The sequence below is a fragment of the Candidatus Galacturonatibacter soehngenii genome (assembly GCF_008830185.1).
Taxonomy (GTDB): domain Bacteria; phylum Bacillota; class Clostridia; order Lachnospirales; family Lachnospiraceae; genus Lachnotalea; species Lachnotalea soehngenii.
The window spans coordinates 1,482,050-1,496,853 of the sequence record NZ_WAGX01000005.1 but is presented as its reverse complement, the minus strand read 5'-3'; the positions used below and the strand labels follow the sequence as shown (position 1 = coordinate 1,496,853).

10 protein-coding genes are annotated in these 14,804 nt (G+C 35.1%); 7 read left to right on the top strand and 3 right to left on the bottom strand.

The window, feature by feature from the left end:
• Nucleotides 1-4: 4 nt before the first annotated feature.
• From F7O84_RS14255 to F7O84_RS14235, 5 genes are all read left to right on the top strand, one after another.
• Nucleotides 5-1,012 carry a sugar phosphate isomerase/epimerase family protein gene (locus F7O84_RS14255; RefSeq protein ID WP_320411226.1) on the top strand — a complete coding sequence of 336 codons (1,008 nt, stop codon included), beginning with the start codon at nt 5-7 and terminating at the stop codon, nt 1,010-1,012.
• 183 nt (nt 1,013-1,195) lie between these two features.
• On the top strand, nt 1,196-2,995 hold the full coding sequence (locus tag F7O84_RS14250) for a family 43 glycosylhydrolase (protein WP_151146530.1): 1,800 nt from the start codon (nt 1,196-1,198) through the stop codon (nt 2,993-2,995).
• A 219-nt stretch (nt 2,996-3,214) separates the two neighbouring features.
• Nucleotides 3,215-5,443, top strand: a complete 2,229-nt coding sequence (locus F7O84_RS14245; protein ID WP_151146527.1) for a glycoside hydrolase family 2 protein — start codon at nt 3,215-3,217, stop codon at nt 5,441-5,443.
• Nucleotides 5,444-5,534: 91 nt separating this feature from the next.
• A complete protein-coding gene (locus tag F7O84_RS14240; protein WP_192451765.1) occupies nt 5,535-7,004 on the top strand; it encodes a methyl-accepting chemotaxis protein in 1,470 nt (489 codons plus the stop codon).
• A 45-nt stretch (nt 7,005-7,049) separates the two neighbouring features.
• On the top strand, nt 7,050-9,263 hold the full coding sequence (locus F7O84_RS14235) for an alpha-L-rhamnosidase (RefSeq protein WP_151146522.1): 2,214 nt from the start codon (nt 7,050-7,052) through the stop codon (nt 9,261-9,263).
• Nucleotides 9,264-9,308: 45 nt separating this feature from the next.
• Here the strand turns inward: F7O84_RS14235 and F7O84_RS14230 are convergent, their stop codons facing one another.
• Nucleotides 9,309-10,523 carry a helix-turn-helix domain-containing protein gene (locus F7O84_RS14230; RefSeq protein WP_151146520.1) on the bottom strand — a complete coding sequence of 405 codons (1,215 nt, stop codon included), beginning with the start codon at nt 10,521-10,523 and terminating at the stop codon, nt 9,309-9,311.
• Between the two features lies 1 nt (nt 10,524).
• Nucleotides 10,525-10,758 carry a polya polymerase gene (locus tag F7O84_RS14225; protein ID WP_151146517.1) on the bottom strand — a complete coding sequence of 78 codons (234 nt, stop codon included), beginning with the start codon at nt 10,756-10,758 and terminating at the stop codon, nt 10,525-10,527.
• A gap of 209 nt (nt 10,759-10,967) precedes the next feature.
• Here F7O84_RS14225 and F7O84_RS14220 point away from each other — a divergent pair, with 209 nt between their 5' ends.
• Together F7O84_RS14220 and F7O84_RS14215 are read left to right on the top strand one after the other, a co-directional pair.
• The gene (locus F7O84_RS14220; RefSeq protein ID WP_151146515.1) at nt 10,968-12,371 is read left to right on the top strand and encodes an MFS transporter; all 1,404 of its coding nucleotides are present in this window, start codon (nt 10,968-10,970) and stop codon (nt 12,369-12,371) included.
• A 59-nt stretch (nt 12,372-12,430) separates the two neighbouring features.
• Complete coding sequence (locus tag F7O84_RS14215) at nt 12,431-13,723, top strand: glycoside hydrolase family 1 protein (protein WP_151146512.1); 1,293 nt, start codon at nt 12,431-12,433, stop codon at nt 13,721-13,723.
• Nucleotides 13,724-13,881: 158 nt separating this feature from the next.
• Here the strand turns inward: F7O84_RS14215 and F7O84_RS14210 are convergent, their stop codons facing one another.
• Nucleotides 13,882-14,685, bottom strand: a complete 804-nt coding sequence (locus F7O84_RS14210) for an SDR family NAD(P)-dependent oxidoreductase (RefSeq protein ID WP_151146510.1) — start codon at nt 14,683-14,685, stop codon at nt 13,882-13,884.
• Nucleotides 14,686-14,804: the final 119 nt, after the last annotated feature.

Sequence of the window (14,804 nt, the reverse complement as noted above, 5' to 3'; positions counted from 1 at the left end):
GATAGTGAAGAAAATAATTATGTTTATTATGTGCATGACAATATTTATGACAGGTTGCAAGGCAAAGGAAGGTGTACGATATAATTCCATACCAAAATCAAATTCTACAAAGCATGCAAAACAAGAAGATGTAATAAATAATAGTAAGTCAAAAAATATTACGACAGCAGTTCAGCAGATTATGATTGGAACAAAGTGTAATACTTATAAAGAGGCATTACAGACATTACAGGATATTAAAGATGCAGGTTATGATGCCATTGAATTAAATGATTTTATGATTCACAAAGCCTCTTTTTTGGTAAAAATGATGACAAAATTCTCAGGGATGCCAATTGGGAACGGTGGCAAACTTGATTGGGCAAAGCTTATAAAGGAAAGTGGTTTAAAGGTTGTAAGTCTGCACAGTGATTTGGCAAGCATTGAGAGAGATTCAGAAGCGATAGCCCAAAAAGCAAAAAGTTTTGGAACAGATATTGTAGTGATTACTGGTATGTACAAATTTGATTATAGTAATCATAAGGATGTTAAGGAACTAGCAAAGCGTCTGAACCAGGCAGGACAGGCTCTTTCAAAGGAAGGAATACGTCTTTTGTATCATAATCATAATTGTGAATTACAAAAGGTTGCCAATGGAAAAACAGCATATGACGTTATCATTGAAGAAACAGATCCTAAATATATCAACTTCGAATTTGATAGTTACTGGATGGCAGATGGTGGTGCAAATGTTTCAGCTCTGATGGAGCGTCTTGGAAATAGAATAAAATTATGGCACATTAATGATCGTGGGTGTAGCAAATCAGGTCCTTATATGACACCAATTTTGAAAGAAAATGCAACGGAATTGGGGTATGGAAATATGGATTTGGATACTCTATCAGCCATAGCTTTAAAAAATGGAGTAGAGTGTGTCATATTGGAGACTCATAGGAATTGGGTGGATAAAGATCCAATTAAAAGTCTTCAGGTTAGTGCAGAGTACATAAAATTGAAGTTTGGAGATAAATAAAGGATATCTAATATACTAACAGAAAAACGAAATTATAAACTCCAAATGTTTCAAAGCTGGTTTAAAATATGTATATGTTGCATGCAGAATAAAATTTTTATTACAACGTAGTCATATTTCACTTGCAAGCACGAAAATGATACGAGTTAAAATGTTTAAACATAATAAGAAAGGGAGAAGATTATGAAATACTTTTGTAATCCAGTAAATATTAATTACCGTTATCAATTTAATGATGATCAAAGAAAGAAGGGGATTGAGGTGGCAAGAGAAGCTGCTGATCCTTCTATGATTCGCTTTAAAGGTAAATATTACATATTTGCATCTATGACATTAGGAGTATGGGTATCGGAGGATTTGGTTTCGTGGATCAATCACAAATTACCAAAAAATCTTCCATTATATGATTATGCACCAGATGTACGTGTAATTGGAGATTATGTTTATTTTTGTGCTTCTAAGCGTGGAGAAATCTGTAATTATTATCGGACCAAAGATATTTTAGAAGGTCCTTATGAAGAGATACTTGGAACATTTGATTTTTGGGATCCCCATTTATTTGCAGATGATGATGGCCGTATATACTTTTATTGGGGATGTTCGAATATTACCCCAATCTGGGGAGTGGAATTAAATAGAGAGACTATGCAGCCAATTGGTGAGAAAATAGAACTTATTTCAGGACATCCATTTTCTATTGGCTACGAAAGAATGGGAGTTGATAACTGCGAATTTCCAAGATCAGAGGAAGAAATAGAAATGTATTACCAACAGTTTCTAAAATCACAAGGCAATACGCAAGAAAATCTACCAGCTGATTTAATTTCTCTTATCAAGGGAATGTTTTCAAGGAAACCATTTATTGAAGGAGCCTGGATGAATAAGTATAAGGGGAAATATTACCTTCAATATGCCTGCCCGGGTACGGAGTATAATTCTTATGGTGATGGAGTTTATATCTCTGATAGTCCACTAGGTCCATTTAAACTGGCAGAAAACAATCCATACTCTTATAAACCAGGGGGATTTGCCCCAGGTGCCGGGCATGGTTCTACGGAGTGGGATTATTATGGGAACCTATGGCATACAGGGACAATTCGAATTAGTGTAAACCATCAATTTGAACGACGCGTAGGTATTTGGCCGGCAGGTTTTGATGAAGATGGCGAATTATTCTGTAATCAAAGATATGGGGACTGGCCACAGAAAGTAGACGAAAGGAAAATGAATCCATGGAATGACCCAACATGGTATCTTTTAAGCTTTGGAAAATCAGCTACAGCCTCTTCTTATGATGTAGGTCATGAACCATCTCTAGCTATTAATGAAGATATTAAGACATGGTGGAGGGCTGATTCTGCTAGTAAAGGAGAATGGATTCAAGTTGATTTAGGTCAAATCTATGATGTGAACGCTGTCCAGATTAATTTTGCTGATGATAAAATTAGTATCCCTACGCCAGGTAAGATTCGTGGAACAACTCAAGCTAGATATATTGAAGAAGCTGATCTTGTTACAAGGTGGATATTAAAGGGCTCTGCAGATGGTAAGAATTATTTTGTGGTAGAAGATAAATCTGAAGTAGATACAGAGTTATCCCATGATTTTATTGTGAGGGAAGAAGGAATACGAGTACGTTATCTGAAGTTAACCGTTATAGAAGTACCTTATGAACAAAAGCCTTGTATATCAGGATTTCGTGTTTTTGGAAAAGGGCATGGGGAAAAACCACACATACCAAAGTTCAAGGCGCTAAGGACGAATGACCTAGATATGCAGGTTGATATAGAGCCAAATGGTGCTACGGGTTATAACATTCTATGGGGACACAGACCAAATAAGTTATATCACAGCTACATGGTATATGGTGAAAGTCAAAGAGTTGGGGCATTGGTAAAAGGAAGGCAGTATTATGTTCGTGTAGATGCATTTAATGAAAATGGAATAACCCAAGGAACAACAGTATTGTTGGAAGAAAAGTAAAACTTAGAAGAATAGAAAGACTGCTATTTCAGATTTGAAGATACGCAGTCTTTTTCTATAATGTTTGTAAAAGAACAACAAAATTATTAACATTTTGTCTATTTTTTAAACCAGCCAATTTTTTCAAGTTGATATAATTAATATTGGAAGGTAATTCTATTAAAATGAAAAAATTGAGTGCAACTTTAGTATAAAAAAGTAAATATGAAAGGAAATACTATGAGAATTATTAAGAAATTTAACACGGAATGGGATTTTTGGAAAGAGGGAGAATCATCAATACAAGTAAATTTGCCACATACATGGAATGCCACTGACGGGCAAGACGGAGGAAATGACTATTTTCGCGGCACATGTATATATAAGAAAAAATTTGTAAAACCAAAGTTTAATGTAGAAGATCAAGTATATTTAGAATTCAATGGAGTAAATTCCAGCGCAGAAATTTTTATGAATGGAGAATTCTGCACACAACATGACGGCGGCTATTCTACATTTCGAGTGAATATTACAGATTACTTAAAGGATGTTAACGAAATAGAAGTCAAAGTAGATAATGCTCCTAATCAGAGAGTATATCCACAACGTGCAGATTTTACTTTCTATGGTGGTATTTACCGAGATGTCAATCTTATTATTGTGTCAAAACAGCATTTTGACTTAGATTATTATGGAGGACTTGGAATAAAAGTTACGCCAGAAATAAAAGAGAATGATGCTTTTGTTTTCGTGGAAGTGTATTTTGTAGGGGATGCAGATAAAGTAAGATTTAGCATTGAGGGGGTAGATACTATTGTATGTGAAGATGACACCATAAGTGCGATTAATCATAATAAGAAAAAAGCATCTATAATCGTTAAGATTCCAAATGTTCATCTTTGGAATGGAAGAATAGATCCCTATCTATATCAGGCAAAAGCAGAGTTGCTAGTAAAAGACACAGTTGTTGATGAGGTTACCACATCTTTCGGCTGCCGTACCTATTCATTTAATCCTGAAAAGGGCTTTTTCTTAAATGGAGAATCTTATCCGCTCCATGGAGTATCCCGCCATCAAGATAGGAAAGGGGTAGGAAATGCTTTAACACACGAAATGCATGAAGAAGATATGGAATTGATTCTCTCCATGGGAGCAAATGCAATCCGCTTAGCACATTATCAACATGATCAGTATTTTTATGATCTTTGTGATAAAAATGGAGTTATCGTTTGGGCAGAGATCCCCTACATTTCCACCCATTTACCAATGGCTAAAGAAAATACAATCTCACAGATGAAAGAACTGATTGCACAAAATTATAATCATCCGTCAATTATCTGTTGGGCGTTGTCAAATGAGATTAGCTTAATGGGGGTAACAGATGACTTATTAGAAAATCATAAAGTTTTAAATGATTTGGTTCATAAAATGGATTCAAGCCGTGTCACTACAATGGCTAATCTATTTATGCTAGAGACAGATAGCCCTCTTTTGGATATTCCTGATATTATGTCTTATAATTTGTATTATGGCTGGTATGTGGGAGAATTGGAGGATAATGATAAGTTCTTTGATGAATTCCATGAAAAATATCCAAATCGTGTCATTGGACTTTCTGAATATGGTGCAGATACTTTTTACAAGCTGCAGTCACCAAATCCACAAAAGGGAGATTATACAGAACAGTATCAGGCATTGTATCATGAACATATGTTAAAAATGTTTTCTACACGTCCTTATTTATGGTCAACTTTTGTATGGAATATGTTTGATTTTGCAGCAGATGGTAGGGAAGAAGCGGGTGACAATGGCGTAAATCATAAGGGACTTGTTACCTTTGACCGTAAGGTGAAAAAAGATGCATATTATATTTATAAAGCATGGTGGAGCAAGGAGCCTTTTGTACATCTATGTGGTAGACGTTACGTTGATAGAACAGAAGAGATTACGGAAATTAAGGTGTATAGTAATCAAACTAAAATCGTACTTTATGTAGATGGCCAGCAAATGGAAGAAAAAGCAGGTTCCCATATATTTACCTTTCAAATCCCTATTCATGGTGAACACCATATTGAGGCGATAAGTGGTGCATATAGAGATGAAATAAGGATTCGTAAAGTGGATAAACCAAATCCAGATTACATATTAAAAGGTTCGGCAATATGTAACTGGTTCGAAGAACCCGGCATGGAAGTTATTCCAGGATATTATTCGATTAAGGATACGATAGGAGATATTAAGAAGTCACCTGCAGGAGCAGCTCTTGTTGAGGCAGTAATGGAGCAGGCATCTGCGGCTATGGGAGATATGGCCAAGGGCGTAGAAATTACAGAAGCAATGCAGCAAATGACGAATCGTTTTACATTAGAAAAGTTATTGAAACAGGGAGGAAACTCTGTAAAGACAGAAATGATAGTGGCTTTGAATCAACAATTGACCAAGATTAAAAAGCCTGAGGAGCTGTTGTAGCTTTGTAGCATTAAATAGAAGCCTTATCTGATAAATTAATTTATTAATCAATAAAAAGTGAGGTGTAATACAATGTATGGAGGGATACATAATGAAAGAAAATATTTTGCTGGAACATAGAAAAAAGGTAAATAAAGTATTACTTATTATTTTATGGATATATTTACTTGTTAATATTGGATACATTGCGGTAAGTGGAAAAATTTTTGTTAAGATTGCAGTTGCACCCTTATTTGTTTTGCTTATTATATCTAGTATTCTACATCTTTTGAAAAAGGGACAGCAGATTATAAGCTACATACTAATTTGCGGTGTTTTAATATTTTTAACGGTTCAAATTATTAATATGCCAGCTGAATCTAGAATTTACATTTGTTTCTTTTATGTTTTGGTTTTACTATTGGCAACCATGTTTTTTGAGCGAAAACTTTTCATTCTATCAAGTATCATAACAGGAATTACCCTCTTAATTTTATTGAAAGTAAATTATGGGTTTTATGAAACTATAATGGTAGCATCTTATTTTACCATAGCCGATATTAGCTTATTTTTTATAACAAAATGGAGTAGTAAGCTGATTTTTGAATCAATGAAAAGCGAAGAACAGACTAAAAATGTATTGTGGCAGTTACAAAGCACCTTAAATCTTATAGAACAAAACACCGCTCAGTTGAATCGAGATATTGAAAAATCTTATGGTAATTTACAATCCGTTGATGATATGAGTAGTGGGATTTTAGTTACAGTTGACGAGGTTGCAAAAGGGAATTTGGATCAGGCAAATAACATTTCATGTATGAATGAAATGATTGCTAAAGCAATGAATCTATTTCATGAAACAAGCCATATAACAAAAGAAATATCAGACATTTCATTGAATACCTTGAAAGTAGTATCCCTAGGTCCAGAAAATATTTCAAAAATGACAGATCAAATGAAGCAGATTAATGTTGCAATTGGAGAATCTTTAACCACTGTTATGGAATTAGAAGCAGACATGAATGAGGTAAATGGATTTTTAGAAGGTATTACCAATATAGCATCCCAAACCAATTTATTAGCTTTAAATGCCTCAATTGAGGCTGCAAGAGCAGGAGAACAAGGGAAAGGTTTTGCTGTAGTTGCAGATGAAGTGAAAATATTGGCAGAGCAAAGTTCAAAAACGGCAAGTTCTATATATGAAATCATCAGAAAAATACAAAAAAAGACCAAAAGTGCATTAATAGAGGTACAAAACGGAGATAGCGCAATTCAGAAAGGAAACTTAATTGTTAAGGAAGTAAGTGAAAGTTTTCAAAATATTCAAGCGTCTTTTCATCAGATTGATCATAAAATAATGGAAGAAATGAAAATGTTTGATACTACTATGGAAATTTTTAAAAACATCAGTGCTGAGTCAGAAAGTATTGCTGCCGTTTCGGAAGAGCATTCTGCATTTAGCGAAGAAATGACAGCAACAATAATGCAGCAGGATGAAAAAATTAAAGAGGTATTTCAATTAATGGAAAGTATTCATCAAGCAAGTAAGGAGTTATCGACAGCTGTTGTAAATAAAAAATAAACATTTTTGCTTATATATAAGAAAGACGGTTAGAAGAGGTGTAACATGAGAGAATTAAGAGAAAATTTTATTACATCACCAGATGTATATAAAGAAGGTGCAGTGGCAGTATTTAGACAAAAATTTAATGTAAAGCCAATAAAAAGTGCATCCATACTAATTACTGCCCTTGGAATGTATGAGGCAGAGTTAAATGGGGAGAAAATTGGAAAACAAATGTATGCTCCAGGCTATACCTATTATCCAAGAAGACTCCTTTATCAGGAACACGATGTTACTTCCATGGTTCAAAGTGAAGAAAATGAATTAAAAGTTTATCTAGGGCAGGGGTGGTATTGTGGAAGATTCTTATGTGAAAATAAAACACAAATATATGGAAAAAAACCAGGAGTATCATGGGTATTAAAGATTACGTGTCAGGATGGAAGCATAGAAGAAATTCATTCAGGTACTAATGTAGAAGAATTGGAATCTCCTTACGAGTACGCTGGAGAATATGATGGAGAAATTTACTTTGCAGGAAAATTTAATAAAGTAAAAGGTTATGCTGTACCATATAAAGAACCCATACCAGAATCATTAGAAAAAACCCTTGTAGAGGTTCAAGTCCACGAAGAAATGCCTGTAAAAGAAGTGAGTAAATTGAATGGAGTAACGATTTTAGATTTTGGACAAAACTTTGCAGGAATTGTTGAAATTGACCCACAATATATAGCAGGGGAAACTCTTACCATTCGCCATGGAGAGATTTTAAATCCAAATGGAAGTCTATACACCAACAATTTAAGAAAAGCAAAGGCTACAATTATATACCATGCAGGAGTAGAAAAGAAAAAATATCGTCCGCGATTTACTTATATGGGATTTCGTTATATGGAGATCAGTGGAGTTGAGTATAAATCAGGCATGATAACAGCCTATGCGGTATACTCACACATGGAGAGAACAGGAAACTTTAATTGTGCCAATAAGCTGGTACAAAAACTTTATGAAAATCAAGTGTGGGGGCAAAAGTCTAATTATGTTGAAGTACCGACTGACTGTCCTCAACGTGATGAGCGTATGGGTTATACAGGAGATGGTCAGGTTTTTGCTCTAACTGGAGCTTATAATTTTAATACGCAAGATTTTTGGAAAAACTTCTTAGTAGATTTACGACTTGGACAGAAAGATAATTCGGAAGGATATGTATGTGCAACGGTACCAGCCACTGGACCAGCAGGAATTGGTTTTATGAGTATGCTTGGATGGGGAAATGCAGTAACGATATTACCAGAAATGCTTTATTGGCAGTATGGTGACGAAGAAACTCTTTTAGGTCAATATAATAGTATGAAACTTTTTGTTGAAGCAGAAATAAGAAAAATGGGTAAAAAAAATCTTTGGATTGGACCATCACTTGGAGATTGGCTTGCGCCAGGTAAAGGAATTGCATGGCAGGCGATGCACAATGGACCTATTTCCAATGCATTCATTGTTCATGATTTGGAAGTGATAACTAAAGTTGCGAAACGTCTGGGCAAACAAGACGATGCGTTAAGATATGAAAATCAGTTAGAAAAAACAAGAAAAGCATATATAAGAAAGTATGTCAGAAAAGATGGACAGGTTGCAAGAGATTATCAATCCGCTTATATTATGGCATTAAAATATGTTATTCCAAAAGGAGAACTAAGAGAAAAGACATTGAAAAAGTATGTGAAGAATGTAAAGAAAAAGGGGATTGAAACTGGTTTTTTTGCAACACAGCATTTTTTATCGTTATTAATAGAAGCAGGAGAATCAAAACTTGCTTATGATATGTTGTTGCAGGAGAACTGTCCGGGATGGATGTATCAGGTTCTTAGAGGAGCCACAACTACTTGGGAGAGATGGGATGCACTAAAGCCAGATGGAACAGTAAATGAAGAGAAAATGCCAGGATCTGGTGAAAATATGGTTTCCTTCAATCATTATGCTTTTGGAAGTGTGGGTGAATTCTACTATCAATATATACTCGGAATCAGGCCGATGTTGCCTGGCTATGAAAAACTTCATTTTGAACCATACACAGATAAGCGCTTAGGTCATGTAAATGGTAGTTATATGTCTTGCAAAGGTGAGATTAAATCAGAATGGTTTTATGAAAAGAATGAACTCTTGATTCGCTTAACAACTCCTGTTGAAGCAGAAATAGTATTGGAGGACGGCAGAAAAGAACAGGTTACACCTGGAACCCATGAATATCAAATTAAGGCGGAAAAAGTACGAAATCAATAACTAAACCAATACCAGGAAATTTTCTGAGTTTCCTGGTATTAAAACTTAGATTTTTAAGTGTAGCCTACGATATTCGCTTGGTGATATCCCTGTACTTTTTTGAAAAGAATCGGAAAAATAACTACGGGAGCTAAAGGAAAGGTCATCACCAATCTCTTGAATGCTTTTATTTGTTGAGCTAAGTAAAAGCTTTGCCTGTCTTATCTTTTCATTTTTAATATACTGATTTATACTCATTCTCATTTCTTGTTTAAACTTACGAGAAAAATAATACTCGGTATAACCCGCACGTTTAGATAGAAACTCAATGGATAATTTATCATTTATGTTTGCACTAATATAGTCACAGCAGCTTTGCACAGTCTTGGAAATTTCGGCATTATCTTTTGTTTGTTGGACTCGCTTTATAAAATCTTCTAGCATGTTACGGCAAAGAATGGTTAATTCAGAAATTGATTTTGCATCTTCACTTTTTTGAGTATAATAATCGCATAGGGTGTAAGAAGTAGAAGGTGACAGACCACCCTCAATTGCAGCTCTTGAGATTAAGGTAAGTAAGACTAGCAAATTATTTTTGGATTTTCTAAGTGAGTCACCAGTATCGAATCTGATACCACTACTAAGGAAGCTTGATTTATCAAGTGCAGCTTTATAATTTGGATTTCCTTCTCGTATCATAGTAAGAAATTCTTGCTCTGCTGCCCAGATTCCGGGATGCTCTTCCGAAACTAGTACATTATCAATGTTAGTAATTTTGTGATCGTGTTGAGAAGGATACTGTAAATCAGTGGAGGCGATTTTTTCTCCTGTAATGCAATAGTGCAGCATAATAGCATATTGAAATATTAAATTGGTTGGTAGAATCGGTATAGAGTCAAGTTGCTTTAATACGGCAAGCCTTGCCGGCACAGAAAAATTTCTCTGATCTAGTTTGTGCTTTAACTGCTGATAGGAATTCCTTCCACAAAAAGCTGGGCCAATGATATGAATTTTAAATAGCTTATTTTCTCTTCGTTCAAACACTGAAATCCATAAAACATTTAGAAAACTTTCTAGAATAAACGGATAATGACCAGTTTGTGCATAGTCTAACAAAGGTTTAGCCTGATTAAAGAGAAAAATACTTTCACTTTCTTTGAGATGATTTGGACAGTTCGTATGTAGTAATTCGAAATCAGAAGAATAACTCCATAAGTAAAGTTTATGGCTACAACTAATTAATTCCTGAAATAAAGATAAGTTTTCCTTTATATTCTCCATATTATACCTCTAACAAATAATCAGATAGAATTTTATAGTCAGATGCATTTGCACAACGAATTGTACCAGTAACCCAGTATTCGGGTTGAATAGAAATTGAGCAAAATACATATTGGCTTAAAGTAGAAGATAAGTTTAGGACATCACCTTCTGTTGTTTCGAAAAAAACATCTTCAGCACATTTTGTAACCTGCAATAAGAAGTTTTTAATATCAATGTCACGTTTTAAATACATAGCAACACCTCCTTTTATAATTATAGCTGAAAAGATAAAAAGAAACATAATAAAATTAGTTATTATATTAGAAAATTAGTTTTACACCAGAAATAAAAGCAAATTATCAAATTAAATAGCTACTTGTCTAATTCGTGCATTGAAAAATAGAAATAAAATCTAAATGAAAGCTATTTATATGAAAATAAAATTTGTGGAGGAAAAGTTTTATGAAAACAGAAAAATTATCAAATCAGGATCGACTTCCGGTTGGAAAATTTTTAGCATGGAAGGCAAGAGATATATCAATTGCTTGTGTAACCGTTATTATGACATATCTAACGATTTTCTGTACTGATGCATTAGGAATGCCAGCTGCATTAGTAGGTACTCTTTTACTGGCAAGCAAAACATGTGACGGTATAACAGATATCTTTGCAGGATTTCTTGTAGATAATACGAATACCAGGTGGGGAAAAGGTCGCCCTTATGAGTGGTGTATTTTAGGAGCATGGGGATGTACTATATTATTATTTTTTTGTCCAGGGAACTGGAGTTTAGTAATAAAGTCAGTATGGGTATTTGTAATGTATACATTAGTATTTTCTATTTTTTCTACCATGCTTGGCGCATCCCAAACACCTTATATGATTAGAGCTTTTAAGAGCAAAGTTGTTATCGGAAAAGTTGCTTCATATGGCGGGATACTGTCTATGATTGGAGCAATTATTATTTCAGTAACATTTCCGATTTTAATGGCTAAACTTGCTGTTTCTACAGCTGGATGGAGAACATTAATTTTGATTTATGGACTTCCTCTTGCAGGATTGGGAATTTTAAGATTTATCTATGTCAAGGAAGATCCATCCATTGATGCTGGAGCAGTGGGCCAGCAAGTTAGCCTAACGCAAATCATTGAGCTATTTAAAAAAAATAAATATGCTTGGGCATATGCAGGGATTATGGGATTTTATCAAATGACAGTGGGGCTAAATGTCACTACCTTTTATTTTAAGTATGTTGTAGGTGATTTGGGATTAATGGGAATTATGGGAATGATGTCTGTAGTTGTTCTACCTGTCATGTTTATTTTTCCTACATTAATGAAAAAATTCAATGTATCTACTCTTATTATTGGTGGGTCTTTTTCTGCAATTATTGGGTATCTGCTTATGTTTTTGGCTAAATCTAATATGCCGATGTTAATAGCTGGAAATGTGTTAATGACCGTGGCCTCCCTTCCAATCGCCTATTTAGGTGCTATTATAATAATGGAACTGGCTACCTATAATGAATCAATAGGCCTTCCGAGAATGGAAGGTTCTACAAATATTTTAAGTAGTTTTTCTAATAAAGTATTTAATGGTGTAGGAGCAGGGATTGTGGGGGTTCTTTTAGGGGCGGCTGGATATAGTAGTAATGCAGGTGCAGTACAACCCGAAGGAGCCTTGCTTATGATTCGTGTTCTATATAGTATAGTACCACTTATTTGTTTTGTACTTATTATTCTATGTGCACTGGTGCTTGGTAAATTAGAAAAGAAAATTCCGCAGTTAGAAAAAGAGCTAGAAGAAAAGAAGGAAGAGTCAAAGTGTTTAAGTGATTGCAGTATGACTGAAATGCTAAGTAATTAAACATTGTGGTTAGAAAGCTAAATAACAAAAATTATGTATGTAAAAAGAAAGGTAATATTATGAAAAAATTTTCAAAAGAATTTATGCTTGGAGCAGCTACAGCGGCACATCAAGTTGAAGGTAACAACATTCACAGTGATTACTGGGTACAAGAACAGATTCCTCATTCCAGCTTTGATGAACCATCTCTTGACGCGGTAGATCATTATAACCGATATGAAGAAGATATCAGACTTTTAGCAGGGGCAGGGTTAAATACATACCGCTTCTCTATTGAATGGGCAAGAATACAGCCAGAGCCAGATGCTTGGGAAAGAGAAGAAGTGGAACATTATCGTAAGGTAATCAGATGCTGCAAAGAAAATGGAGTTACACCAATTGTAACGATGCATCATTTTACATCTCCAAAATGGTTGATAACGCAGGGAGGATGGGAAAACCCAGAAGTCGTTACAAAATTTCAAACATATTGTAAGCGTCTGGTTGAAGAAATTGGGGATGAACTTGAATATGTATGTACCATCAATGAGGCAAATATGAGACTTCAGCTTGCAGCTTTAATTAAAGACATGATGAAGAGAATGATGGGCGGGAATGTAGGAAGCCAGGCCGCACAAAGTGATGTTCAGGTGGGAATTAATATGATGCCAGAGAATATTAAGCTTGGCATGATAGAAGCAGCACAAGCTTTTGGTATAGAAGATCCAACAAAGATTCATACTTTTGTATCCCAGTGCACACCTAAGGGAGATATTCTTGTAATGAGAGCACATGAAGCAGCAAGAGATGCCATGAAGAAAGCTTGCCCTCATCTAAAAATCGGCCTGACTCTCTCCCTTCACGATATGCAACCCTTGGAAGGTGGAGAAGCACATGCAAAAAAAGAATGGGAGGAAGAATTCTTACATTACCTTCCATTTATTAAAGATGATGATTTTCTTGGAGTGCAGTGTTATTCAAGAAAACTATTTGATTCAAATGGCGTAGTACAGCCAGCCGAAAGTGCACCACGCACACAGATGGGATATGAAGACTATCCACTTGGTATTGCCAATGTGGTAAGAAAGGTAGCAGAAGAATTTAAGGGAGCTTTGATTGTAACAGAAAATGGTATTGCTACTGACAATGATGCAAGACGTTGTGAGTTTATTCGAGAAGCCATAGAAGGGATACAAGCATGTATAGATGATGGAATTCCTCTAAAAGGTTATATGTACTGGACATTGCTTGATAACTTTGAATGGCAGAAGGGGTATTCCATGACATTTGGTCTTATTGCAGTGGATCGCACTACGCAGACGAGATATCCAAAGGATAGTTTGCAAGTATTAGGTTCATTTGCTCCAAAATAGAAACTATTTGGACGTATTCTTCTATTAGAAATTAAAGTAAACTTTTATATCACCAGTTAATTGTATTTAAGGCAAACAAAGGCCAACCGTAGGCGGTGTGTATTCACACCATAAGGTTAGCTTTTGGATGCCTTTTGTTAATTGAGTCAATAATAATTTTAATCTAATATTTCAGGATGCTTCCATTGAATTACATTTCTTGCTCCTGCGGATAATGCACCATCTACAGGAATCGCAGCACCGCTGATATAGCGTGCCATGTCAGAAGCTAAAAACAATGCGAGGTAAGCACATTCCTCAGGCTGCCCCATTCGTCCAGTAGGGCAAGCAGAACAAAAAAAGTTCATAGCAGCATCTGGGGCATCGCCAAAAATTGGAGTTACGGTATAGCCCGGACAAATGGCATTTACAGTTATGTTGTAAGGAGCGTATTCCAAAGAAGCAGATTTGGTCATACCGATAACACCAAACTTTGTTGAAGTATATAAACTTTGCCCAGACTGAGGCATAAGCCCTGCTATAGAAGAAACATTAATAATAAATCCACCTTCTGACTTTGATTTTAGGATTGCTTGTGAAGCATATTTCATAGCAGTAAATACACTTTTTAAATTTAGTGACATAATGTTATCATATTCATCCAGACTATATTCATGAAGCGGAGTTCCTCCTAGTCCGATTCCAGCATTATTAACCATTCCATCCAATCGACCATATGTATGAACTGCAAAATCAACAAGCTCCTTTACATTTTCTGCTTTGCTCACATCAGCTTGAAAGAAAACTGCATCACCGCCAGCAGACTTAATCGTATTTACAGTCTCCTCACCTTTTTGGGAGTTGCGGTTAGCACATACTACCTTTATCCCAGCCTTAGCATAACACATAGCAATTGCTTTACCAATTCCACTGCTCGCACCTGTTATGATTGCCACTTTACCTTTCACACTATCAAAATCCATGATTTTTTCCTCCTATATTATGATTTTCTTCTTTACACAAGATAGTTTTATTCTATAGAAATCCATATTCAATTTATATTGTACCTTTGGGAAGGACTAATTCAATTAACCTCAATCAC

Coding starts and splice junctions, on each gene's coding strand:
- F7O84_RS14250 (WP_151146530.1), top strand. CDS start 1,196: ATGAAATACTTTTGTAATCCAGTAAATATTAATTACCGTTATCAATTT.
- F7O84_RS14245 (WP_151146527.1), top strand. CDS start 3,215: ATGAGAATTATTAAGAAATTTAACACGGAATGGGATTTTTGGAAAGAG.
- F7O84_RS14240 (WP_192451765.1), top strand. CDS start 5,535: ATGAAAGAAAATATTTTGCTGGAACATAGAAAAAAGGTAAATAAAGTA.
- F7O84_RS14235 (WP_151146522.1), top strand. CDS start 7,050: ATGAGAGAATTAAGAGAAAATTTTATTACATCACCAGATGTATATAAA.
- F7O84_RS14230 (WP_151146520.1), bottom strand. CDS start 10,523: ATGGAGAATATAAAGGAAAACTTATCTTTATTTCAGGAATTAATTAGT.
- F7O84_RS14225 (WP_151146517.1), bottom strand. CDS start 10,758: ATGTATTTAAAACGTGACATTGATATTAAAAACTTCTTATTGCAGGTT.
- F7O84_RS14220 (WP_151146515.1), top strand. CDS start 10,968: ATGAAAACAGAAAAATTATCAAATCAGGATCGACTTCCGGTTGGAAAA.
- F7O84_RS14215 (WP_151146512.1), top strand. CDS start 12,431: ATGAAAAAATTTTCAAAAGAATTTATGCTTGGAGCAGCTACAGCGGCA.
- F7O84_RS14210 (WP_151146510.1), bottom strand. CDS start 14,685: ATGGATTTTGATAGTGTGAAAGGTAAAGTGGCAATCATAACAGGTGCG.